The 24,380-nt window shown below is 34.1% G+C and carries 19 protein-coding genes and 4 tRNA genes; 2 read left to right on the plus strand and 21 right to left on the minus strand.

The features are described 5' to 3' along the window. Positions 1-316: 316 nt before the first annotated feature. Positions 317-1,270, minus strand: a complete 954-nt coding sequence (locus LL966_RS14095) for an AAA family ATPase (RefSeq protein ID WP_229354160.1) — start codon at positions 1,268-1,270, stop codon at positions 317-319. A gap of 76 nt (positions 1,271-1,346) precedes the next feature. Next, complete coding sequence (locus LL966_RS14100; protein WP_229354162.1) at positions 1,347-2,780, minus strand: peptidylprolyl isomerase; 1,434 nt, start codon at positions 2,778-2,780, stop codon at positions 1,347-1,349. Between the two features lie 497 nt (positions 2,781-3,277). Here LL966_RS14100 and LL966_RS14105 point away from each other — a divergent pair, with 497 nt between their 5' ends. Beyond that, positions 3,278-4,720 carry an alpha-amylase gene (locus tag LL966_RS14105; RefSeq protein ID WP_229354164.1) on the plus strand — a complete coding sequence of 481 codons (1,443 nt, stop codon included), beginning with the start codon at positions 3,278-3,280 and terminating at the stop codon, positions 4,718-4,720. A 146-nt stretch (positions 4,721-4,866) separates the two neighbouring features. Next, a complete protein-coding gene (locus LL966_RS14110; RefSeq protein WP_229354174.1) occupies positions 4,867-6,459 on the plus strand; it encodes a peptide chain release factor 3 in 1,593 nt (530 codons plus the stop codon). Between the two features lie 246 nt (positions 6,460-6,705). On the opposite strand, the gene LL966_RS14115 is transcribed toward LL966_RS14110, so the two are convergent. From LL966_RS14115 to LL966_RS14205, 19 genes are all read right to left on the minus strand, one after another. Further along, the gene (locus LL966_RS14115) at positions 6,706-7,017 is read right to left on the minus strand and encodes a DUF3467 domain-containing protein (protein WP_055094614.1); all 312 of its coding nucleotides are present in this window, start codon (positions 7,015-7,017) and stop codon (positions 6,706-6,708) included. Positions 7,018-7,027: 10 nt separating this feature from the next. Next, positions 7,028-11,335, minus strand: a complete 4,308-nt coding sequence (gene rpoC, locus LL966_RS14120; RefSeq protein WP_229354175.1) for a DNA-directed RNA polymerase subunit beta' — start codon at positions 11,333-11,335, stop codon at positions 7,028-7,030. A gap of 282 nt (positions 11,336-11,617) precedes the next feature. Beyond that, positions 11,618-15,430, minus strand: a complete 3,813-nt coding sequence (gene rpoB / locus LL966_RS14125) for a DNA-directed RNA polymerase subunit beta (protein WP_053472304.1) — start codon at positions 15,428-15,430, stop codon at positions 11,618-11,620. Between the two features lie 263 nt (positions 15,431-15,693). Continuing rightward, positions 15,694-16,065 (minus strand): 50S ribosomal protein L7/L12, encoded by a 372-nt coding sequence (gene rplL, locus LL966_RS14130; protein ID WP_025572412.1) that lies wholly within the window; start codon positions 16,063-16,065, stop codon positions 15,694-15,696. A 93-nt stretch (positions 16,066-16,158) separates the two neighbouring features. Beyond that, positions 16,159-16,662, minus strand: a complete 504-nt coding sequence (gene rplJ / locus LL966_RS14135; RefSeq protein WP_017496726.1) for a 50S ribosomal protein L10 — start codon at positions 16,660-16,662, stop codon at positions 16,159-16,161. 22 nt (positions 16,663-16,684) lie between these two features. After that, the gene (rplA, locus tag LL966_RS14140; protein WP_017496725.1) at positions 16,685-17,374 is read right to left on the minus strand and encodes a 50S ribosomal protein L1; all 690 of its coding nucleotides are present in this window, start codon (positions 17,372-17,374) and stop codon (positions 16,685-16,687) included. A gap of 13 nt (positions 17,375-17,387) precedes the next feature. Further along, complete coding sequence (gene rplK, locus LL966_RS14145) at positions 17,388-17,825, minus strand: 50S ribosomal protein L11 (protein WP_008466923.1); 438 nt, start codon at positions 17,823-17,825, stop codon at positions 17,388-17,390. Between the two features lie 67 nt (positions 17,826-17,892). Continuing rightward, on the minus strand, positions 17,893-18,444 hold the full coding sequence (gene nusG, locus LL966_RS14150; protein WP_229354176.1) for a transcription termination/antitermination protein NusG: 552 nt from the start codon (positions 18,442-18,444) through the stop codon (positions 17,893-17,895). 10 nt (positions 18,445-18,454) lie between these two features. Then, on the minus strand, positions 18,455-18,652 hold the full coding sequence (secE, locus tag LL966_RS14155) for a preprotein translocase subunit SecE (RefSeq protein ID WP_008466927.1): 198 nt from the start codon (positions 18,650-18,652) through the stop codon (positions 18,455-18,457). Between the two features lie 18 nt (positions 18,653-18,670). Continuing rightward, a tRNA-Trp gene (locus LL966_RS14160) sits at positions 18,671-18,741 on the minus strand. A 56-nt stretch (positions 18,742-18,797) separates the two neighbouring features. Next, positions 18,798-19,985: an elongation factor Tu gene (gene tuf, locus LL966_RS14165; protein WP_026730432.1), complete on the minus strand. Its 1,188-nt coding sequence runs from the start codon at positions 19,983-19,985 to the stop codon at positions 18,798-18,800. Positions 19,986-20,040: 55 nt separating this feature from the next. Then, positions 20,041-20,112, minus strand: a tRNA-Thr gene (locus tag LL966_RS14170). 78 nt (positions 20,113-20,190) lie between these two features. After that, positions 20,191-20,271: transfer RNA gene (locus LL966_RS14175), tRNA-Tyr, on the minus strand. A gap of 58 nt (positions 20,272-20,329) precedes the next feature. Further along, a tRNA-Thr gene (locus LL966_RS14180) sits at positions 20,330-20,403 on the minus strand. A 90-nt stretch (positions 20,404-20,493) separates the two neighbouring features. Beyond that, positions 20,494-20,796 carry a ribosome hibernation-promoting factor, HPF/YfiA family gene (gene hpf / locus LL966_RS14185; RefSeq protein WP_035652108.1) on the minus strand — a complete coding sequence of 101 codons (303 nt, stop codon included), beginning with the start codon at positions 20,794-20,796 and terminating at the stop codon, positions 20,494-20,496. A gap of 33 nt (positions 20,797-20,829) precedes the next feature. Beyond that, positions 20,830-21,723 carry a tyrosine-type recombinase/integrase gene (locus tag LL966_RS14190; protein WP_229354177.1) on the minus strand — a complete coding sequence of 298 codons (894 nt, stop codon included), beginning with the start codon at positions 21,721-21,723 and terminating at the stop codon, positions 20,830-20,832. A 99-nt stretch (positions 21,724-21,822) separates the two neighbouring features. Then, positions 21,823-22,017 (minus strand): 30S ribosomal protein S21, encoded by a 195-nt coding sequence (rpsU, locus tag LL966_RS14195; RefSeq protein WP_095954821.1) that lies wholly within the window; start codon positions 22,015-22,017, stop codon positions 21,823-21,825. 252 nt (positions 22,018-22,269) lie between these two features. Further along, positions 22,270-23,412: an acyl-CoA dehydrogenase family protein gene (locus LL966_RS14200; RefSeq protein ID WP_229354178.1), complete on the minus strand. Its 1,143-nt coding sequence runs from the start codon at positions 23,410-23,412 to the stop codon at positions 22,270-22,272. A gap of 14 nt (positions 23,413-23,426) precedes the next feature. Continuing rightward, positions 23,427-24,236: a ComEA family DNA-binding protein gene (locus tag LL966_RS14205; RefSeq protein ID WP_317207141.1), complete on the minus strand. Its 810-nt coding sequence runs from the start codon at positions 24,234-24,236 to the stop codon at positions 23,427-23,429. Positions 24,237-24,380 lie beyond the last annotated feature (144 nt).

The following is a 24,380-nucleotide window of genomic DNA, read 5'->3' on the forward strand; positions in this document are numbered from 1 at the left end:
TATAATAGAAGTAGCCTTTTCAAAAATTATTATTGCTAAAAAACGATTTTCACTGCTTGTTTTTGTCAAAAAATCAATTTTAAATTAAAATAATGAATTATTAATATTTAAAAATCTTTTCTTTAACAAAGTCGAAATTCAATGTTATAAAGTAAGTGAGATTTTACCTCTATTTTCACTAAGAACATTTCTAAATAAGCAATTATAACGTTATAGTTGAAATATCAAACGTCATTTCTACAAGATTATCTAACGTATAAAAAACAAAAATCCTGATAATAACTTATCAGGATCTTTATCAATATAATAGTATTTTTTACAACAGTTTTTGAATTATAACTTCTTCTGTTATACCTTCGGCATCTGCTTTATAGTTTTTAATAATTCTATGTCTTAAAATTCCAGTTGCTACAGCTTTAACATCTTCAATATCTGGAGAAAACTTACCATTGAATGCTGCATGAGCTTTGGCTGCTAAAATCAAATTCTGCGAAGCTCTTGGTCCTGCTCCCCAATCTAAATAGTTTTTCACAAAATCATTTGATAATGAATTATCTGGTCTTGTTTTACTAACCAAAGTTACCGCATATTCAATAACGTTATCTGCAACAGGAATTCTACGAATTAAATGCTGAAAATCGATAATTTCCTGTGCGCTAAACAAAGGATTAATCACCGTTTTCTCATCAGAAGTAGTTCGTTTTACAACTTGAACTTCTTCTTCAAAAGTTGGATATTCTAATTTAACCGCAAACATAAAACGGTCTAATTGCGCTTCTGGTAAAGGATAAGTTCCTTCTTGTTCAATTGGGTTTTGAGTTGCTAAAACAAAATAAGGCAAATCTAATTTGTGATGCTGACCTGCAATAGTTACCGATCTTTCCTGCATAGCTTCAAGTAAAGCAGCCTGCGTTTTAGGTGGCGTTCTATTAATCTCGTCTGCAAGGATAATATTAGAAAAAATTGGACCTTTTATGAATTTGAAATTCCTGTTTTCATCCAAAATTTCACTTCCTAAAATATCAGAAGGCATCAAATCTGGCGTAAACTGAATTCTTTTAAAATCTAAACCTAAAGCCTGAGACAATGTATTTATCATTAAGGTTTTTGCCAAACCTGGAACCCCTATTAAAAGAGCATGTCCTCCAGAAAATATGCAAAGTAAAATTTGATCTACAACGGCGTCCTGCCCTACAATGATTTTCGCTATTTCTTTTTTTAGTTCATTTCTTTTTTGAACTAAATTGTGAATTGCTGTTACGTCAGACATTTATGAATATATTTAAATTAAAAAGAGTTAGTTCTACGAATTCATAAAACTAACTCTTTTTATTATTTAATAAAAATTATTTTTTTAACCAGTTGTTTGCGAAAGCACATTCTTTATACTCTCCAATAATTTTGATGTAAGTATCTTTAATCTTTGTATCAAACCATTTTGCAATGGCATTAATCTGCTTTTCTTTTAATGCTAATTCTTTAATTTTTGTGTAATCTTTAGCGTAGTCAGCCGTGTGATCTTCGATTCTATTGGTAACTGTAATTAACTTATAAGTCTTTTTTCCTTTATCATCTGTATTTAAAAGTGGCTGAGAAACTTCGTTTCCTTTTAAATTAGAAACTTGGCTATATAACGTTGGATCCATTTTTGTCAATTCAAAACGAGTATCTTGAGTTGTAGGATTCATTAAAGTTCCTCCATTTGCTCTGGTTTCTTTCTCATCAGATTCTGTTCTAGCAGCGTCAGCAAATGAAACTTCATTTCCAACAATTTTATTTCTGATATTGGTAATTCTTTCCTTAGCTTCCTTTAAAGCTGCGTCTGAAACAGTTGGAGAAATTAAAATGTGACGAAGCTCTACTTCTTGTCCTTTTATCTTTTCTACCATTATAATATGGTAACCAAAATTAGTTTCAAACGGCGCAGAAATCTCTCCAGCTTGTAAACTAAAAGCAACATCTTTAAATTCTTTTACAAAAGGTGTTTTTCTTGTCATTTTGTAATACCCTCCATTTGGGGCAGAACCTGGATCTTGAGAATATAAAACCGCTTTAGTTGCAAAGCTAGAACCTTCCAAAACATCTTGTCTTATAGCATTTAGCCTATCAATAACTTTTTGTTTGTCTTCTTTAGAAACCTTAGGCTCAACAACAATTTGTGCAACTTCCATTTCTGCACCAAAAGTTGGTAATTCATCTTTTGGAATTTTCTTAAAGAAATTACGAACTTCCTCTGGAGTAATTTCAACATCTTTAACGATTTTATCTCTCATCTCCGATGCTAATTTTTGCTCTTTTAATATATCCGCAAAATAAGTTTTGAATTCTTCAACAGAGCTCTTTTTATAGTATTCAACAACTTTATTGATGTCTCCACCAACTTGCTGTGTCATATAGTTTAAACGCTCCTCCATCATACTTCTAACTTCAGCATCACTTACAATAATACTATCTTGTATGGCTTGGTGGGCATATAATTTATCTTCTAGAAGTTTTCCAAGCATTTGGCATCTTGTAATATCTTTAACAGATCCTCCTTGGGCAGTAATTTCTAAAAATCCTTTATCAATATCCGAATCTAATACAATATAATCTCCTACTGTGGCGATAATACCATCGATTTTCAATTTACCTCCCGAAGGTTTCTCAGCAGGTTTTTCAGCAACAACATCAGGAATTATTTCTTGTGCTGCAACAATTGGAGCAAAAAAAAGAAAAAAACAAACTGTTAGAACAAACTTGTAATCAATTGTTTTTAGCTGTAATTTTTTTAATAACATTATTTTAAATTTTATTTGAATGTAAAGCCTGCTTTAGATAACTCGCCAAAGTTATTTATATTTTTTAAAATACTTACTGAAACATAAATAATTAGTAAAGCTCTTATATAACTTATAACGAACAAAAATAACAATTCAATTACATAATACAACTATCCGATATACTATTAACAAAAAATTATAGGATAGCTTTTTTCAATCTCTTTTAAAGATTATTTTCTTCTCTCTTTCCATATTATTAATAAAGACCAGAAAATCGCTTCAATCATTACATTTTGAGCGTTAATTAAAAGCTTATAATTAGCTAAATAAAAAAAGTTCTTAACACTATAACGTTTTCGTGATAATATATTTTCTTACAAAATACAATTAAATCAAAAAAAACATACTTTAGATGCGTAATTGATAATTTACCTATACCTATAAAAACAATATTTCAATTTTATTGGCATTAAATCAACAATTACAAAAAACTATTTAACTCAACCACATCTATTATGAAAAAACCTATTTTAAAAATCTTCTGTATTACTGCGTTTACAGGATTATTATTTTCCTGTTCAACAAACGAAATCAACGAACTCGATTCAAAAGCAGAAAGTGAGCAATTTAAAATTATTGAAGTCACTCATCACGACGGAAAACCTTTTAGCACAGGAACTTCTAGTTCTTCTTCGACCGCTAAATATGTAGACAATCCTGGCGGTGGTGTTATGATGCAAGCTTTTTATTGGGATGTTCCTGCTGGAGGAAACTGGTGGAATACAATTAGCAATAAAGTAACTGCCTGGGGAAATGCTGGAATTGGATCAATCTGGCTTCCACCAGCTTCTAAAGCACAGAATGGAGCATTTTCAATGGGTTATGACCCTACCGATTATTTTGATTTTGGAGATTACAATCAGAATGGAACTACCGAAACAAGATTTGGATCAAAAAGTGAATTAGTAAGTCTGATCACAAATGCACATACTCAAAATATTAAAGTATACGCTGATATTGTAATTAACCACAACAGTGGAGGACAATCTGAAGCAAATCCGTTTACAGGAACAAATACCTGGACTAATTTTAATGGAATTGCTTCGGGAAAATTTAAGAGAACTTATGCTAACTTTTATAAAAATAGTTTTGGCAATAATGATGAAGGCTCTTTTGGAGGATTTCCGGATTTATGTCATGCAGATCCTTATGTAAAAGATTGGTTGTGGCTTCGTGCTGATGGAGTTGGTAAATACTACAAAAACACCATGAAATTTGACGGGTGGAGATTTGACTATGTAAAAGGTTTTGGCGCTTGGGTTGTAAATGCATGGAATGCCAATGTTGGAGGATTTTCGGTTGGAGAATTATGGGATTCGAATGTAAATGTTTTAAATGATTGGGCAAACGCAGCTAATAGTTCTGTATTTGATTTTGCTTGCTATTATAAAATGAACGATGCATTTGACGGAAACAATCTAGCTTTATTGAATGATGACATGATGTGGAAAAGAAATCCGTACAAAGCGGTAACTTTTGTAACCAATCATGATACTGACGAAATTTGGAGCAAAATGCTGGCTTACTCCTACATATTAACTCACGAAGGTTATCCAACAATTTTTTACAGAGATTACGAAGAATGGTTAGATAAAAATAAATTGAATAATCTGATCTGGATTCACAACAATAAAGCAACTGGAACAACTTCGATATTATATGCTGACAATGATGAATATTTGGCAAGAAGAAATGGATATAACGGAAATCCAGGCTTAGTGGTTTATATAAATAATTCTGATGTTTGGCAGGAAAGATGGATACAAACTAACTGGGCAAATACGCAGATTAAAGATTTTACAGGAAACTCAACATGGTATCCAACAACTCAAGCGGATAAATGGGTAAAAATACAATGTCCTCCTAAAGGATATTCGATTTGGTCAATTAATCAGTAATTTAAAATGACTATGATAAGGCTGTTGTATAACAGCCTTATTCTTTTATAAAAGTATCGCACGAAAATTATCTCTTTCAAATTAAGAAGTGAATATTTTTATTAAGCCGTAATTAATAGTATTTTTGCAACCTATTTATACGAAATATGAGCTTTTTAAAAGAAATACAACGCAGAAGAACATTCGGAATTATATCGCATCCCGATGCTGGTAAAACTACATTAACAGAGAAATTATTATTATTTGGAGGTGCTATTCAAGAAGCCGGTGCTGTAAAGAATAACAAAATTAAAAAAGGAGCAACGAGTGACTTCATGGAAATCGAACGCCAAAGAGGTATTTCGGTTTCGACTTCTGTGCTTGCTTTTAATTATAAAGATAAAAAAATCAATATCCTTGATACTCCAGGACACAAGGATTTTGCTGAAGATACATTTAGAACTTTAACTGCGGTTGATAGCGTAATTGTAGTAATTGACGTTGCAAAAGGGGTTGAGGAACAAACTGAAAAATTAGTATCTGTTTGTAGAATGCGCAACATTCCGATGATTGTTTTCATCAACAAGTTAGACCGTGAAGGTAAAGATGCTTTCGATTTGATGGATGAAGTGGAACAAAAATTAGGATTAAAAGTTACGCCACTAAGTTTCCCTATTGGAATGGGTTACGATTTCCAAGGAATTTACAATTTATGGGAAGAAAACATCAATCTTTTCAGCGGAGACAGCCGTAAAAATATCGAAGAAACTATTGCTTTTTCTGATGTACAAAATAATCCTGAATTAGATAAAATTGTTGGCCAGAAAGCGGCAGAAAAACTTCGTGAAGAATTAGAATTAATTGATGAAGTGTATCCTAAATTTGAACGTCAAGATTATTTGGATGGAAAAATTCAGCCTGTATTTTTTGGTTCAGCTTTAAATAACTTTGGAGTTCGTGAATTATTAGATTGTTTCGTTACTATCGCTCCGTCTCCAAGACCTAAAGATTCTGAAACTCGTTTGGTTGATCCAGCAGAAGAAAAAATGTCTGGTTTTGTTTTTAAAATTCATGCTAACATGGATCCAAAACACCGTGACCGTTTGGCTTTTATCAAAATTGTTTCTGGAACTTTTGAAAGAAACAAACCCTATTACCACGTTCGCCAAAAGAAAAATTTAAAATTTTCTAGTCCGAATGCCTTTTTTGCGGAGAAAAAAGAAATCGTTGATATTTCTTATCCGGGAGATATTGTTGGTTTACACGATACTGGAAACTTTAAAATTGGAGATACTTTAACTGAAGGTGAAGTAATGAGTTTCAAAGGAATTCCAAGTTTCTCTCCAGAGCACTTTAGATACATCAATAATGCTGATCCGATGAAAGCTAAGCAATTAGAAAAAGGTGTTGACCAATTGATGGATGAAGGTGTTGCGCAGTTGTTTACTTTAGAAATGAATAATCGTAAAGTAATTGGAACGGTTGGAGCACTTCAATACGAGGTAATTCAATACCGTTTAGAACACGAATATGGAGCAAAATGTACTTATGAAAATTTCCCTGTACATAAAGCTTGTTGGGTAAAACCTGATGATGCTAAAAATGAGGAATTCAAAGAATTTAAGCGTATCAAACAAAAATTCTTGGCTCATGATAAGTACGGTCAGTTAGTATTTCTTGCTGACTCTGATTTTACAATTCAAATGACTCAAAGTAAATATCCAACTGTAAAATTATACTTTACATCTGAGTTCGACTAAGTAAAAAACTTAAATATAAAAAAAAGCGCTAATATAAAATTAGCGCTTTTTTTTTATTCGAATTAATTCAACCTTACTAAATCATATATTTATTCTGGAAACTTCTATTATTAAGAACAGCTACTAAAGTATATCAATATCTGTCCAAAGAAAAAAATAGCCGATGAAAGTAAAGCTAAATCTGTTTAACTACACTTTAAAAAAATATAGTCATAAAAAAAGCCCCTTAAAAAGGGGCTTTAAAATTTATGCTTGTCCTGTTGGACCAAAATTAAGCGGAATTGGCGCCTGTTCCGTTTCTTTGATTTCGCCATGAGCTGCCTCAAATCTATGGATGTTTTCACCTATTGCCTTCAATAATCTTTTAGCATGTTGTGGTGTCAAGACAATTCTTGACTTTACCTTGGCTTTAGGAATACCGGGCATAATGCTCACAAAATCTAAAACAAACTCTGATGATGAGTGATTAATAATCGCAAGATTAGAATAAATTCCCTCTGCAATAGTTTCGTCTAACTCAATATTAATTTGCTCTTGTTGTTGTTTCGGATTACTCATAGTTTCCTAATTAATAAATATATTCTTCTTTATTAGCCATCATTTCATTGTAATCGTCTTTAGATCCTACGATAGTATGATCGTACTCTCTCATACCAGTTCCCGCAGGAATTCTGTGTCCAACAATTACATTTTCTTTCAATCCTTCTAAATCATCTACTTTACCAGCTACTGCTGCTTCGTTAAGTACTTTCGTCGTCTCCTGGAATGAAGCCGCAGAAATGAATGATTTAGTTTGTAACGAAGCTCTTGTAATACCTTGTAAAACTGGCGTTGCAGTTGCAGTGATTACATCTCTTGCTACAACAAGATTTTTATCTGTACGTTTCAATAATGAATTTTCATCACGTAACTCACGAGGTGTAATGATCTGACCTGGTTTCAATACTGAAGAATCTCCAGCATCTTCAACCACTTTCATACCGTATAATTTATCGTTTTGAACGATGAAATCTTTAGTGTGAATTAATTGGTCTTCTAAGAATAAAGTATCACCTGGATCCTGAACTCTTACTTTACGCATCATTTGACGAATAACTACCTCAAAGTGCTTATCATTAATTTTTACCCCTTGTAAACGGTAAACCTCTTGAATTTCATTTACCAAGTACTGTTGAACAGCAGCTGGCCCTTGAATTCTTAAGATATCATCTGGTGTAATTGCACCGTCAGACAATGGAACTCCCGCTCTTACGAAGTCATTTTCTTGTACTAAGATTTGGCTAGAAAGTTTAACTAAATACTTTTTAATCTCTCCAAATTTAGACTCGATAACGATCTCACGGTTACCTCTCTTAATTTTTCCAAAAGATACAACACCATCAATTTCAGATACAACTGCTGGGTTTGAAGGGTTACGAGCCTCAAGCAACTCAGTAATTCTTGGTAAACCTCCCGTGATATCGCCTGCTTTAGAAGAACGACGTGGGATTTTCACTAATACTTTACCTGCTTTAATTTTCTCACCATTTTCAACCATTAAGTGTGCACCTACTGGTAAGTTGTAAGAACGAATCAATTCACCTTCTTTACCATAAACTAATAAAGTTGGGATTAATTTTTTGTTTCTAGCCTCAGAAATTACTTTTTCTTGGAAACCAGTCTGCTCATCGATCTCAACCATGAACGATTGTCCTTGCTCTAAATCCTCGTAAGCAATTTTACCAGTAAACTCAGAAACAATTACACCGTTATATGGATCCCATTTACAGATTACAGTTCCTTTAGCAACAGTATCTCCATCATTAACAAAAATACTAGATCCGTAAGGAATGTTATGTGTATTTAAAACAATTCCAGTTTTCTCGTCAACTAATTTCAACTCAGTTGAACGTGAAACTACGATATCAACAGAGTTACCTTCTCCGTCTTCTCCTTTAACTGTTTTTAAATCTTCAATTTCAAGTCTACCTGCGAATCTTGTAACAATGCTAGACTCTTCAGAAATACCTCCAGCAACCCCTCCAACGTGGAACGTACGAAGTGTTAACTGTGTACCTGGCTCTCCAATAGACTGAGCTGCAATAACTCCGACAGCTTCACCTCTTTGTGTCATCTTACCAGTAGCTAAGTTTCTACCGTAACATTTAGCACAAATACCTTTTAAAGCCTCACAAGTTAATGGAGATCTAACCTCTACTTTTTCAATTGGAGAAGCTTCGATAGTTCTCATAATTGCTTCAGTAATTTGTTGGCCAGATTGAACCATTACTTCATTAGTAAGTGGGTTTATAACATCTTGCAATGCAACACGTCCTAAAATTCTTTCTCCTAATGATTCAACGATTTCCTCATTTTTCTTCAATGCAGAAACTTCAACACCTCTTAAAGTTCCACAATCTTCGATGTTAACAATAACATCTTGAGAAACGTCATGAAGCCTTCTTGTCAAGTAACCGGCATCGGCCGTTTTAAGAGCCGTATCCGCAAGACCTTTACGAGCACCGTGAGTAGAAATGAAGTACTCAAGAATCGAAAGACCTTCCTTAAAGTTAGAAAGAATCGGGTTTTCAATAATCTCACCACCACCAGCAGTAGATTTTTTAGGCTTAGCCATCAAACCACGCATACCAGTTAACTGACGAATCTGTTCTTTAGAACCCCTCGCCCCAGAGTCAAGCATCATATATACAGAGTTGAAACCTTGTTGGTCTTCTCTAATATTTTTCATTGCTAATTCTGTTAACTGAGCATTTGCTGAAGTCCATACGTCAATAACTTGGTTGTAACGCTCGTTATTTGTAATAAGACCCATATTATAGTTAGTTGAGATACCTTCAACTTGCTCTCTAGCATCTGCAATTAACTTCGTTTTTTGTTCTGGGATTCTAATATCACCTAAAGAGAACGATAAACCTCCTCTAAATGCGAATTTATAACCCATATCTTTCATATTGTCCAAGAAAGCTGCCGTTGTAGGTACATCAGTCACACTTAAAATGTGTCCGATAATATCTCTAAGGTTTTTCTTAGTCAATACGTCATTGATATATCCAGCTGCTTCAGGTACTACTTCGTTAAATAATACACGTCCTGCAGTTGTTTGAATAATTTTGTACACTAATTCTCCAGCATCATTAAAATCTTTTGCTCTAATTTTCACACGAGCATTCAATTCTAATCTTCCTTCGTTTAATGCAATGTTTACTTCTTCAGCAGAATAGAAAGTCAAATCCTGACCTAAAATAATGTGATCTTCTGTAGAAATACGCTCTTTGGTCATATAATATAGACCCAAGACCATGTCTTGAGAAGGTACAGTAATTGGAGCACCATTTGCAGGGTTCAAGATATTGTGAGAAGCCAACATTAATAATTGTGCCTCTAAAATAGCTTCTGGTCCTAATGGTAAATGAACCGCCATCTGGTCACCATCGAAATCGGCGTTGAAAGCCGTACATACTAATGGGTGTAACTGGATCGCTTTTCCTTCAATTAATTTTGGTTGGAAAGCCTGAATACCAAGTCTGTGCAAAGTAGGAGCACGGTTCAGTAATACTGGGTGTCCTTTAATTACATTTTCTAAAATATCCCAAACTACCGGCTCTTTTTTGTCTATGATTTTCTTAGCGGATTTTACTGTTTTCACAATACCTCTTTCAATCAATTTACGGATAACGAAAGGTTTGTATAATTCAGAAGCCATATCTTTTGGCAATCCACATTCGAATAATTTTAACTCAGGACCAACAACAATTACCGAACGAGCAGAATAATCCACACGTTTTCCAAGTAAGTTTTGACGGAAACGTCCTTGTTTACCTTTTAATGAGTCAGATAATGATTTTAATGGTCTGTTAGATTCTGTTTTAACAGCAGAAGCTTTACGAGTGTTATCAAATAACGAATCTACAGATTCTTGTAACATACGTTTCTCGTTTCTTAAGATAACTTCTGGAGCTTTAATCTCCATTAATCTTTTCAAACGGTTGTTACGGATGATTACACGACGGTATAGGTCGTTCAAATCTGAAGTTGCAAAACGACCTCCATCAAGTGGCACAAGAGGACGTAATTCTGGTGGGATAACTGGAACCACTTTCATGATCATCCATTCTGGACGGTTTTCGCGGTTTTCGTTAGACTCACGGAAAGACTCAACAACTTGTAATCTTTTTAAAGCTTCAGTTTTACGTTGTTTAGATGTTTCGTTGTTAGCGCTGTGTCTTAATTCATAAGATAAAGCATCTAAGTCAATACGAGCTAATAAATCCATAATACACTCTGCTCCCATTTTGGCAACAAATTTATTAGGATCTAAATCATCTAAATATTGATTTTCTTGCGGAAGAGTATCTAAAATGTTTAAGTATTCTTCTTCAGTTAAGAAATCTAATCTTTGTAATGATTCTCCATCTGCATTTTTAGCAATACCAGCTTGGATTACTACGTATCTTTCGTAGTAAATAATCATATCTAATTTCTTAGATGGAAGACCAAGGATATAACCAATTTTGTTTGGAAGAGAACGGAAGTACCAGATATGAGCAATTGGCACAACAAGGTTGATGTGTCCTACTCTATCACGACGTACTTTTTTCTCAGTAACTTCAACACCACAACGGTCACAGATGATACCTTTGTAACGAATTCTTTTATACTTACCGCAAGCACATTCGAAATCTTTTACTGGTCCGAAAATTCTTTCGCAGAAAAGTCCGTCACGTTCTGGTTTGTGCGTTCTATAGTTAATAGTTTCTGGCTTTAAAACCTCTCCTCTTGATTCTTTCAAGATAGATTCTGGCGAAGCCAATCCAATAGAAATTTTGTTAAATCTTTTTACAGGATTTTTATCTTTATTGTTTCTGTTATTCATCATAGTTTTTACTATTGATTTATTTGCAATTAAAAAATTGAATTTAGATTTATAATCTACTCTCTAAAAACTAAAGAGTTAATCATTCAGCTACTACCTCGGATTACTTCTCTAAACCTCAAAATTAAATTTGAAGTGCTAGTTATAAAATGCATTGCATTGTTATAAAAAATCGGAACGGGTTACGGGTATAAATCTTTAAAAACTTGTAACATTTAGTAAACAATCTCAGTCCCAGTTTTCAGTGCTAAACTGAATACTGAGACTGTGACTGAAATTTTTTATTTATTCTTCCAAACGAAGATCTAATCCTAGACCTTTCAATTCGTGCATTAATACATTGAATGATTCTGGTAAACCTGGTTCTGGCATAGTTTCTCCCTTAACGATAGCTTCGTAAGTTTTAGCTCTACCAATAACGTCATCAGACTTAACAGTTAAGATTTCACGTAGTGTACTAGAAGCTCCATAAGCCTCAAGTGCCCAAACCTCCATCTCTCCAAAACGCTGACCTCCAAATTGAGCCTTACCTCCAAGTGGTTGCTGCGTAATCAATGAGTATGGTCCGATAGAACGTGCGTGCATCTTATCATCAACCATGTGTCCTAATTTAAGCATGTAAATTACACCCACAGTTGCCTTTTGTGCAAAACGCTCTCCAGTTCCACCATCATAAAGATAAGTATGTCCGAAACGTGGCACGTTAGCTTCATCAGTCAAAGCGTTGATCTCGTCTAGAGAAGCACCGTCGAAGATTGGAGTAGCAAATTTTCTACCCAAGTTCATACCAGCCCATCCAAGAACAGTTTCATAAATCTGACCAATGTTCATACGTGAAGGTACCCCAAGTGGATTCAATACGATATCTACCGGTGTTCCATCTTCTAAGAAAGGCATATCTTCATGACGAACGATTCTAGCAACAATACCTTTGTTACCGTGACGTCCCGCCATTTTATCACCAACTTTTAACTTACGTTTTTTAGCGATATAGATTTTAGCCAATTTCAAGATTCCAGATGGTAATTCATCTCCAACTGTAATAGTGAATTTTTCTCTTCTTAAAGATCCTTGTAAGTCGTTCAGCTTAATTTTATAGTTATGAATTAAATCATTAACCATTTTATTAGTAGCATCATCAGCAACCCATTGACCTTTGCTTAAGTGAGCAAAATCTTCTACTGCGTAAAGCATCTTTTGAGTATATTTTTTACCTTTTGGTAAAACTTCTTCACCCAAATCATTCATTACACCTTGAGATGTTTTTCCGTTAACGATTAAGAATAATTTCTCTACTAATCTGTCTTTTAATTCAACAAATTTAGTTTCGAATTCCATTTCTAAAGCGCCCAAAGCATCTTTATCTTGAGTACGTTTACGTTTATCTTTTACGGCTCTTGCAAATAATTTTTTGTCAAGAACTACACCATGTAAAGATGGAGAAGCTTTTAATGAAGCATCTTTTACATCACCTGCTTTATCCCCGAAGATTGCACGAAGCAATTTCTCCTCTGGAGTAGGATCTGATTCTCCTTTTGGTGTAATTTTTCCGATCAAAATGTCGCCAGGTTTAACCTCTGCTCCAATTCTAATCATACCGTTTTCATCTAAATCTTTAGTAGCTTCTTCAGAAACGTTAGGAATATCGTTTGTTAACTCTTCATTTCCTAACTTAGTATCTCTAACCTCTAATGAATAATCATCAACGTGGATAGATGTAAAAATATCATCACGAACTACTTTTTCAGAAATTACAATCGCATCCTCGAAGTTGTACCCTTTCCATGGCATGAACGCAACTTTTAAGTTTCTACCTAAAGCTAATTCTCCATTTTGAGTAGCATATCCTTCTGATAATACTTGTCCAGGAATAACTCTATCACCTTTTCTTACGATTGGTTTCAAGTTAATACTTGTACCTTGATTGGTTTTTCTAAATTTAATAAGGTTGTATGTTTTCTCATCAGCATCAAAACTAACCATTCTCTCGTCTTCTGTACGATCGTATTTAATAGTAATGATATTTGCATCAACATATTCAACAGTTCCATGCCCTTCAGCATTGATTAATACTCTTGAATCTGAAGCTACCTGACGTTCTAAACCTGTACCTACAATTGGTGCTTCAGGACGGATCAAAGGAACTGCCTGACGCATCATGTTTGATCCCATCAACGCACGGTTCGCATCATCATGTTCCAAGAAAGGAATCAATGAAGCAGAAATCGATGCAATCTGGTTAGGTGCAACGTCTGTATAATGAACTACAGATGGTTCAACAACTGGGAAGTCACCTTCCTCACGAGCAATAACATTGCTAGCTGTAATTTTACCAGTTTCGTCCATTTCAATGTTTGCCTGAGCAATCATTTTACCTTCTTCTTCTTCAGCACTTAAGTAAATTGGAGTACTTTCTAAATCAACTACACCATTAGTTACTTTACGGTATGGAGTTTCGATGAATCCCATTCCGTTTACTTTTGCATAAACACCAAGAGATGAAATCAAACCAATGTTTGGTCCCTCAGGAGTTTCAATCGGACATAAACGACCATAGTGCGTATAGTGAACGTCACGAACCTCGAAACCAGCTCTCTCTCTCGAAAGTCCACCTGGTCCAAGTGCAGAAAGTCTTCTTTTGTGTGTAATCTCAGCTAATGGATTCGTTTGATCCATAAATTGAGATAACTGGTTAGTTCCAAAGAAAGAGTTGATAACTGATGACAATGTTTTAGCATTGATCAAATCAATTGGTGTAAACACCTCGTTATCTCTAACGTTCATACGCTCTCTAATAGTTCTAGCCATACGTGCTAAACCTACACCGAATTGTTGAGACAATTGTTCACCAACTGTTCTAACACGACGGTTTGATAAGTGATCAATATCATCAATCTCTGCTTTAGAGTTGATCAACTCGATCAAATATTTTACGATTGTAATGATATCTTCTTTGGTAAGCACTTGCTTATCCATAGGGATATCTAAATCTAATTTTTTGTTCATTCTGTAACGACCAACTTCACCTAAGTTATAACGTTGATCAGAGAAGAACAATTTATCTATAATACCACGAGCAGTTTCCTCATCAGGCGGTTCAGCGTTACGCAACTGACGGTAAATGTGCTCTACAGCTTCTTTTTCAGAGTTTGTTGGATCTTTTTGTAACGTGTTGTGGATAATAGCATAATCTGCTTGATTGTTATCCTCTTTGTGTAACAAAATAGATTTAACGTTAGAATCGATGATCTCTTCAACATTATCTTTGTCGATAATAGTGTCACGATCAAGGATGATTTCGTTACGTTCGATAGAAACTACCTCTCCAGTATCTTCATCAACGAAATCCTCGTGCCATGTGTTCAATACACGTGCAGCAAGTCTTCTTCCAATATATTTTTTAATTCCTGTTTTAGAAACTTTAATTTCTTCAGCTAAGTCGAAAATTTCAAGGATATCCTTATCTCTTTCGAAACCAATAGCACGGAATAAAGTTGTTACAGGTAATTTTTTCTTTCTATCGATATAAGCGTACATTACGCTGTTGATATCGGTAGAGAATTCTATCCAAGATCCTTTAAAAGGAATTACTCTTGCAGAATAAAGTTTGGTTCCATTTGCGTGGAATGACTGTCCAAAGAAAACCCCAGGAGAACGGTGTAATTGTGATACTACAACACGCTCGGCACCATTGATTACAAAAGTACCACTTGGAGTCATGTAAGGTATTGTTCCAAGATAAACATCTTGTACAATTGTTTCAAAATCTTCGTGTTCTGGATCTGTACAGTATAGTTTTAACCTAGCTTTTAAAGGCACACTATAAGTAAGACCTCTCTCTATACATTCTTGAATTGTATAACGTGGCGGATCAACAAAATAATCTAGGAATTCCAATACAAAGTTGTTTCTTGTATCTGTAATTGGGAAGTTTTCCATGAAGGTGTTGTATAACCCTTCGTTGCCTCTTTCGTCAGATTTCGTTTCTAATTGAAAGAAATCTTTAAAAGATTTAACCTGAACATCTAGAAAATCTGGATAATCAGGGATATTTTTTGTAGAGGCAAAATTCAATCTTTCAGTCTGATTTGTTATCATCAATGGACAAAATTTTGATTAAAAAAAAGTAATTTTTTTGTGTAAGACACACTGTTTAATCTATACTTTCTTATTATAATCAATACATCTTTAAAAATAAACCGTAAATGAAGTTCAATTTTTTTTCTTCGTATTGATCAAAAACTTTTTCGTATTTTAAACTATTTGATAATAAAACTTGATATATTTTATTATACGAAAAATGGTTTAGACCCTTGGATGGTTACATCCAAGGTCTAAACCTAGTTCTAAACTGTGTTTTGTTATTTTAACTCAACAACAGCTCCAGCTTCTTCTAATGATTTTTTAAGACCTTCAGCCTCTTCTTTAGAAACACCTTCTTTAACAGTACTTGGAGCACCATCAACTACATCTTTAGCTTCTTTAAGACCTAAACCTGTAAGTTCTTTAACTAATTTTACAACTGCTAATTTAGAAGCACCAGCTTCTTTTAATACAACTGTAAATTCAGTTTGTGCTTCTTCAGCAGCACCTTCTCCACCACCAGCAGCAACTACTACAGCTGCAGCAGCAGGCTCGATACCATACTCGTCTTTTAATATTGTTGCTAATTCGTTAACTTCTTTAACTGTTAAGTTAACTAATTGTTCTGCGAATTGTTTCAAATCTGCCATTTTCTCTATCGTTTAAAATGATTTGTAAAAAATATAATTTATTTATTGTGCGCTAATTAAGCAACAAGGAAGCAAGCTTCCCTGCTTCGATTATTATGCTTCCGTTTCTTCTTCGCTACCTGCGAATTTGTTTTGTAAAGCAGAAATAATTCTTTGAGCTGGAGATTGTAATAATCCAATAAGTTCTCCAAGTAACTCTTCTTTAGATTTAATAGTTGCTAATGCATCTAATTGATTATCTCCAATGTAGATTTCATTATTAATGAAAGCACCTTTTAAAACTGGTTTATCAGATTTCTTACGGAAATCTTTAATAATTTTTCCAGGAGCGTTAGCTACATCAGAAATGAAGATAGCACTATTACCAGTTAAAACTGTAGGTAAATCACCATAATCATTTGCAGAAGCTTCCATTGCTTTTGCAAGCAAAGTGTTCTTTACAACTTCTAATTTGATACCTGCTTTAAAACAAGCTCTACGTAAGTTTGAAGTTGTTTCTGCGTTTAAACCAGAAATATCAGATACATAAATGATATTTGTACCAGCTAACTGCGCAGTTAAATTTTCAATCGCGATTGATTTTTCTTCTCTAGTCATACTAAAAATTTTTAACTACCAATTATACTGCTTTTGGGTCTAATGCAATAGCAGGACTCATAGTGCTTGTAAGGTGAATACCTTTAATGTATGTACCTTTAGCAGCAGTTGGTTTAAGTTTTATTAATGTTTGAATAATTTCGTGTGCGTTGTCAACAATTTGCTCAGCTCCAAAAGAAACTTTACCAATTCCTGCGTGTACGATACCAGTTTTATCAACTTTAAAGTCAATTTTACCAGCTTTAACCTCTGCAACAGCTTTTGCAACATCCATAGTTACAGTACCTGTTTTAGGGTTTGGCATTAAACCTCTAGGTCCTAAAATACGACCTAATGGACCTAATTTACCCATAACAGCTGGCATAGTGATGATAACATCAACATCTGTCCAACCATCTTTAATTTTTTGTAAATAATCGTCAAGACCTACATAGTCTGCACCAGCTTCTTTAGCTTCCGCTTCTTTATCTGGAGTAACTAATGCTAATACTTTAACATCTTTACCAGTTCCGTGAGGTAATGTAACTACACCTCTTACCATTTGATTCGCTTTTCTTGGATCAACACCCAAACGAACTGCGATATCAACAGACTCGTCAAATTTTGCAGAAGCAACAACTTTCAATAATGCCGCAGCATCTTTTAGAGAGTATAATTTGTTCTTTTCAATTTTTGAAGCAGCCTCTTTTTGCTTTTTTGTTAATTTTGCCATTTCTTTTTCTTAATTAAAAAGGAGCATCTCCTGATACAGTTATACCCATAGATCTAGCTGTTCCAGCAACCATACTCATAGCTTTCTCAATAGTGAAAGCATTTAAGTCCGGCATTTTGTCTTCAGCAATAGTTCTAATTTGTTCCCAAGTAACGCTAGCTACTTTTTTACGATTAGGCTCACCAGAACCAGATTTTAGCTTTGCAGCTTCCATTAACTGAACTGCTGCTGGAGGAGTCTTAACAACAAAATCAAATGATTTGTCTTTGTACACAGTGATTTGCACTGGACAAATTTTGCCAGGTTTATCCTGAGTTCTAGCATTAAATTGCTTACAAAACTCCATGATATTAACCCCAGCAGCTCCTAAAGCAGGTCCAACCGGTGGCGACGGATTCGCAGCACCTCCCTTAACTTGTAGTTTAACTACCTTACTAATTTCTTTAGCCATTTTTAAAAAATTTAACACTGCAATCAATGGAAGCGATTACAATGGTTTATTATAGTGTAACAAAAAATTATACTTTTTCTACTTGCATAAAACTTAATTCTAATGGAGTCTTTCTTCCGAAAATCTTAACCATAACCTCAAGTTTACGCTTTTCTTCATTGATTTTTTCAACCGAACCATTAAATCCGTTGAAAGGACCATCAATAACCTTAACAGTCTCTCCAATACTAAATGGTATCGACCTAGTATCTGTATTTACAGCAAGTTCATCAACTTTACCTAACATACGGTTTACTTCTGAAAGCCTTAAAGGAACAGGTTCTCCGCCTTTAATCTCTCCTAAAAATCCAATAACACTAGTAATTGACTTAATAATATGAGGGATTTCACCAACTAAGTTAGCTTCAATCATAACATATCCAGGAAAGTAAACTTTATCCTTAGACGATTTTTTCCCATCTTTTACAGTAACTACTTTTTCAGTAGGAACCAAAACCTGAGAAACATAATCCTCCATACCTAGTCTAGCAATCTCAGTCTCGATATAAGCTTTCACTTTATTCTCTTGACCACTAACCGCTCTAACTACGTACCATTTTTTCACATTATTATCTGCCATCACAAAAAAATTATCCTTTTAACCAGTTAAAAAATCCAGCCAAAGCTTTTGCAAAAAATTCGTCTACTCCCCAAGTTGCCAAAGCGAATAAAATCGAAAATACAGCCACGACAATTGTCAATTTTTGAACCTCAGCCCAAGCTGGCCAAGTAACATTTGACTTTAACTCCTCGAAAGCCTCTGATAAATAATTAGTAACTTTTGTCATTTGATATATTTTTTATTGCACGGGCGGAGGGATTCGAACCCCCATCAACGGTTTTGGAGACCGCTATTCTACCCTTGAACTACGCCCGTAATTAAAGCCAGTGATAATTAAATATCAACTGGCTTTTTTATTTATTTTGATAGAATTACTCTACGATTTCAGTAACCTGACCAGCACCAACTGTTCTACCACCTTCACGGATAGCAAAACGTAAACCTACGTTCATAGCGATTGGGCTTAATAAAGCAACTTCAATAGTTAAGTTATCACCTGGCATTACCATCTCTACACCTGCTGGTAAAGAAATAACTCCTGTTACATCAGTTGTACGTACGTAGAACTGTGGACGGTAGTTATTGTGGAATGGAGTATGACGTCCACCTTCTTCTTTTTTCAAGATATAAACCTCAGCTTTGAATTTAGCGTGTGGTTTTACTGAACCTGGCTTAATAATAACCATACCTCTTTTGATATCAGCTTTATCAATACCTCTTAACAATAAACCTACGTTATCTCCAGCTTCACCTCTATCAAGGATTTTACGGAACATCTCAACTCCTGTAATAGTAGAAGTTAATTTTTCAGCTCCCATACCAATGATTTCAACAGGATCTCCAGTGTTAGCAACTCCAGTTTCGATACGACCTGTAGCAACAGTTCCACGACCTGTAATTGTAAATACGTCCTCAACTGGCATCAAGAATGGTTTAGCAACGTCACGCACTGGCTCTTCAATCCAAGCATCAACAGCTTCCATTAATTCGATAATTTTAGGCACCCAGTTTGGATCATTGTTTAACCCTCCTAAAGCAGAACCTTGAACTACAGGACCATTATCTCCATCATATTCGTAGAAAGATAATAAATCTCTAATTTCCATTTCAACAAGCTCTAATAACTCAGCATCATCAACCATATCCACTTTGTTCATGAAAACAACGATTCTTGGAATACCAACCTGACGACCTAAAAGGATGTGCTCACGAGTTTGTGGCATTGGACCATCTGTAGCAGCAACTACTAAGATAGCTCCGTCCATTTGAGCAGCTCCAGTAACCATGTTCTTTACGTAATCCGCGTGACCTGGACAGTCAACGTGAGCGTAGTGACGGTTAGCTGTTTCATACTCTACGTGTGATGTATTAATAGTAATACCTCTTTCTTTCTCCTCTGGAGCGTTATCGATTTGATCAAACGACTTTGCTTGACAGTAACCAGCATCTGACAATACTTTTGTAATTGCAGCAGTTAATGTAGTTTTTCCGTGATCTACGTGTCCAATTGTACCTATGTTTAAGTGCGGTTTGGAACGATTAAAATTCTCCTTTGCCATTTTACTTAATTTTTAATCTTAGTTATATATTAATTTTCAATTTCCTACTTACTTGAGCCAATGTCGGGATTTGAACCCGAGACCTCTTCCTTACCAAGGAAGCACTCTACCCCTGAGCTACACCGGCAGAGAGTTCTGATTTTAGATTTTTGAATTCAGATTTTAGATTTAATCTAAAACTCCAAATCTCAACCTCTTTTTTTTGTGGGGAGAGCAGGATTCGAACCTGCGAAGTTCACACAGCAGATTTACAGTCTGCCCTCGTTGGCCGCTTGAGTATCTCCCCTAGTTTTAAAATCTCATTATTTTAATGAACAAATTCAAATCGCATTTGAATTATTTTGAGCCGATAGAGGGACTCGAACCCACGACCTGCTGATTACAAATCAGCTGCTCTAGCCAGCTGAGCTACATCGGCGAATGCAATAAAAAAGTCCGCTATTTCTAACGGACTGCAAATGTAGGTATTTTATCTTTTAATCAAAACATTTTTTAAAAAAAATTTCAATTAAATGTGTGCTCTTATTTTTTCTTTCCTTTTTACAAGTAAACGTTCTAAAGATTCTGCCGAAAGCTCAACCGCCTCTTCAAATGTCTTACACTGTTTTTTAACCAAAAAATCATCCCCAGGAACATTAATCTTAATCTCGACCGCCTTATTTTCTTTATCACTTGTTCTTTCAACTTTCAAAAAAACATCTGACGAAACTACGCGATCGTAGTATTTTTCTAACTTATCCATTCTTTCCTGAATAAAATCGACCAATTTTCTGTCAACAGTAAAGTTAACTGCATGAACATCTACCTTCATAATAAAAATTTTAGGATTAACATTTTAGAATTATTATTTATTCCTTGGATGCGCACCTATATATACCTTTTTAAGCTCCGCCAAACTATTATGAGTATAAACCTGTGTAGACGCCAAACTAGAATGCCCTAATAACTCCTTAACTGAATTCAAATCTGCCCCATTATTTAACAAGTGAGTTGCAAAAGTATGACGAAGCACATGCGGACTTTTTTTCACCTTTTCTGAGACTCTACTAAAGTATGAATTTATTAAACGATAAACAAAAGATTCACTCAATTTTAACCCTTTTTTCGAAACAAAAAAATACTCCGAATCAATATCTTTTTCCAAATCATCACGCTCCTTAATATATGAAGCTATCTGATCAGCTATAATTGGCAATATAGGAATAAGACGCTCTTTATTTCTTTTCCCCAAAACCTTTATCAAACCTGCCGAACGATCTACATTTTTCAACATTAAATGAATCAACTCCGCACGACGCATTCCAGTAACATAAAACATCTCAACAATCAACTTATCCCGAACCTCCTCAAAACCGACAGGTACATCAATTTGCACCAACACTTCTTCCATCTCTTTTTCAGAAAAAGGAATCTGAACTATTTTCGGCGTTTTCAAAGACTTGTGCTTTAACATTGGATTAATTTCAATCTGTTTTATTTTTAAAAGAAATTTATAAAAAGCTTTTAACGAAGCCATTTTCCTATTGACCGAAACATTTGAAACATTGTAATCAACCAAAGAAACAATCCAACTTCTTATCTGACCATAATTTACCAAATCAATACCATCCTGCCCAAACTCTTCTTTAAGAAAAACCTCAAAAGCAGTCAAATCACTCAAATAAGCAGTAACAGTATGAGAAGAATACTTTTTCTCTAACATCAAATAATCACAAAAAGCCTCTTTATTCGTTTTCATAAAAATTTAAATATCTCAAAATTATCCATAAAAAAACCGTTAGCATCAAAATTATAACATTTTGACCACTAACGGTAATTATTTTTGAAAAGCTAAATATTAACTTTCTAAGCTATCTTTCAAACCTTGAATATAAGCAGCTTTTTGAATTTGAGCTCTTTTGACAACAGAAGGCTTAATAAAAGCAGTACGTGCTCTTAATTGACGAACAGTTCCTGTTTTATCAAATTTTCTTTTATAGCGCTTTAATGCTCTATCGATATTTTCTCCGTCTTTAATTGGTATAATTAACATAATATAGACACCTCCTCTCGTTAAGGCTGCAAATGTATATATTAATTATGAATTATGAATTATAAATTTTGAATTATTTTTAAAAAAGAGGAAAGAGGAAAGAGGAAAGAGTATAGAGAAGAGATAATAGATATAATTCTTTATTCTTTATTCTTTATTCTTTATTCTTTATTCTTTATTCTTTATTCTTTATTCTTTATTCTTTATTCTTTATTCTTTATTCTTTATTCTTTATTCTTTATTCTTTATTCTTTATTCTTTCAACAAATTCCTAGAAATAACTAATTTTTGAATCTCAGTTGTCCCTTCTCCTATTGTACATAATTTAGAATCTCTATAGAATTTTTCTACTGGAAAGTCTTTAGTGTAACCATATCCTCCATGAATTTGAACTGCATCATTTGCAACTTTCACACACGCTTCAGATGCATACATTTTTGCCATTGCTCCTGATGTTGTAACTTCTCTATGTTTTTGTTTTAAAAAAGCCGCTTTATGCAACAATAGCTCAGAAGCTTCTATTTCTGTAGCCATATCTGCCAACTTAAAAGAAATTCCTTGAAAACTACTAATTGGCTGCCCAAATTGATATCTTTCTTTTGAATACTTCAATGCGGCCTCATATGCTCCTTTTGCAATTCCTAAGGAAAGAGCACCAATTGATATCCTTCCTCCATCTAAGATTTTCATCGCTTGGATAAACCCTTGCCCTACTTCCCCTAATCTGTTTGCATCCGGAACTCGGCAATTATCAAAAACTAATTCAGCTGTTTCACTCGCTCTCATTCCTAGCTTATTTTCTTTTTTACCAGATGAAAAACCTTCCATTCCTTTTTCAAAAACAAAAGCTGTCATTCCTTTAGAATCTCCTTTTTCCCCAGTACGTACAATAACTACAGCAATATCTCCAGAAATAGCATGCGTAATAAAGTTTTTAGCACCATTAACGATCCAATAATCTCCATCTTTTACAGCGGTTGTACTCATTCCTCCCGCATCTGAACCTGTATTATGTTCCGTTAAACCCCAAGCACCAATATATTCTGCTGTAGCTAATTTTGGAAGCCATTTCTTCTTCTGTTCTTCGTTTCCAAAAGTTAAAATATGATTGGTACACAAAGAATTATGAGCCGCAACAGACAACCCTATTGACGGATCCACTTTTGAAATTTCTTCAATTATAGTTACATATTCATGATACCCTAAGCCTGATCCTCCGTACTCTTCGGGAACTAAAACCCCCATAAATCCCATTTCTCCAAGCTGTTTAAACAAAGGGACTGGAAAAATTTGAGCTTCATCCCATTCCATTATATGTGGCTTGATATTTTTTTCTGCAAAGTCTTTTATAGACTGAGCAATCATTATTTGCGTTTCGTTGTAATCAAAGTTCATTAGTTATGTTCTTTTTAGAACTCCAAATATAAACTAATTATTTTTGCTTTTTCTACAGGAAAATCTTTAATTTTTGCTAAATCCTCAATATTATTAAAATTTCCATTCATACTTCTATAAGTAACAATCTGTTTTGCTAAGGCATATTTGAAATAGAAAAATTGCGAAAGCTCCTTTAATGACGCATCGTTGACATTTATTTTTTTGAGGGACGGAGGAACTACAGCTTTAAAATGACTATTTAATTCCACTATAACTTCAGGAGAAAGTCCCCAGATATCTTTCATTTGTTCCATTGAAACAAAACAGCCCAAGACTTCTTTTTGTCTTAGTATTCTGCCTGATAATCCTTCACCAATTCCATACAATTTCATTAAATCTTCCTGACTTGCTTGATTAATATCTAATACTGCTATCTTTTCTTTCTTTGGAAAATCCTTTTTAAAAAAATCTATTTGTTTGGATTTGTAATCAGCTTTTTGCTGTACCCAACTGGGAAATTTAAAAAGAGGAGCCATTTTATTTAATAATGAATCTGAAATACCTGTAACTTTTTGAAACTCATCAGCCGAGTTTATATATTTATTTTCTTTACGAAATTTCATTAAACGATCAATTTCTTCAACAGTCATTCCTAATTTATAACCTTTATAATCAGAAATAAAATTAGGATTAAATAGATAATTGATAATTTTCTCACTCTTGCTCTCCGTTTTCTGCTGATCAATTTCAGACTGATAGGCCATCCATTTTTCTTTGTTTGCATCTTCTTTATCTAAAACATCAAAATCCGCTAATAGATAAAAAATCTGTAATGCAATCATTAAGACGAAAAGAATAAAAATGCCTTTTCGCTGTTGTTTCGAGAAGCGGAAGTGCTTATTAAAATGTGTAAAATTCATAATCTAAAATAAACTCCAATTTTAAAATCAAATCAAAAAGAAAGAAAAATCCTTCAAATTTATTGA

This window comes from Flavobacterium chungbukense, from assembly GCF_020805785.1.
GTDB classification, from domain to species: domain Bacteria; phylum Bacteroidota; class Bacteroidia; order Flavobacteriales; family Flavobacteriaceae; genus Flavobacterium; species Flavobacterium chungbukense.

Bases quoted from the DNA above. Each gene is read 5' to 3' on its own strand.
- LL966_RS14095 (WP_229354160.1), bottom strand. From the start codon at position 1,270: ATGTCTGACGTAACAGCAATTCACAATTTAGTTCAAAAAAGAAATGAA.
- LL966_RS14100 (WP_229354162.1), bottom strand. From the start codon at position 2,780: ATGTTATTAAAAAAATTACAGCTAAAAACAATTGATTACAAGTTTGTT.
- LL966_RS14105 (WP_229354164.1), top strand. From the start codon at position 3,278: ATGAAAAAACCTATTTTAAAAATCTTCTGTATTACTGCGTTTACAGGA.
- LL966_RS14110 (WP_229354174.1), top strand. From the start codon at position 4,867: ATGAGCTTTTTAAAAGAAATACAACGCAGAAGAACATTCGGAATTATA.
- LL966_RS14115 (WP_055094614.1), bottom strand. From the start codon at position 7,017: ATGAGTAATCCGAAACAACAACAAGAGCAAATTAATATTGAGTTAGAC.
- rpoC (WP_229354175.1), bottom strand. From the start codon at position 11,335: ATGATGAATAACAGAAACAATAAAGATAAAAATCCTGTAAAAAGATTT.
- rpoB (WP_053472304.1), bottom strand. From the start codon at position 15,430: ATGATAACAAATCAGACTGAAAGATTGAATTTTGCCTCTACAAAAAAT.
- rplL (WP_025572412.1), bottom strand. From the start codon at position 16,065: ATGGCAGATTTGAAACAATTCGCAGAACAATTAGTTAACTTAACAGTT.
- rplJ (WP_017496726.1), bottom strand. From the start codon at position 16,662: ATGACTAGAGAAGAAAAATCAATCGCGATTGAAAATTTAACTGCGCAG.
- rplA (WP_017496725.1), bottom strand. From the start codon at position 17,374: ATGGCAAAATTAACAAAAAAGCAAAAAGAGGCTGCTTCAAAAATTGAA.
- rplK (WP_008466923.1), bottom strand. From the start codon at position 17,825: ATGGCTAAAGAAATTAGTAAGGTAGTTAAACTACAAGTTAAGGGAGGT.
- nusG (WP_229354176.1), bottom strand. From the start codon at position 18,444: ATGGCAGATAATAATGTGAAAAAATGGTACGTAGTTAGAGCGGTTAGT.
- secE (WP_008466927.1), bottom strand. From the start codon at position 18,652: ATGACAAAAGTTACTAATTATTTATCAGAGGCTTTCGAGGAGTTAAAG.
- tuf (WP_026730432.1), bottom strand. From the start codon at position 19,985: ATGGCAAAGGAGAATTTTAATCGTTCCAAACCGCACTTAAACATAGGT.
- hpf (WP_035652108.1), bottom strand. From the start codon at position 20,796: ATGAAGGTAGATGTTCATGCAGTTAACTTTACTGTTGACAGAAAATTG.
- LL966_RS14190 (WP_229354177.1), bottom strand. From the start codon at position 21,723: ATGAAAACGAATAAAGAGGCTTTTTGTGATTATTTGATGTTAGAGAAA.
- rpsU (WP_095954821.1), bottom strand. From the start codon at position 22,017: ATGTTAATTATACCAATTAAAGACGGAGAAAATATCGATAGAGCATTA.
- LL966_RS14200 (WP_229354178.1), bottom strand. From the start codon at position 23,412: ATGAACTTTGATTACAACGAAACGCAAATAATGATTGCTCAGTCTATA.
- LL966_RS14205 (WP_317207141.1), bottom strand. From the start codon at position 24,236: ATGATTGCATTACAGATTTTTTATCTATTAGCGGATTTTGATGTTTTA.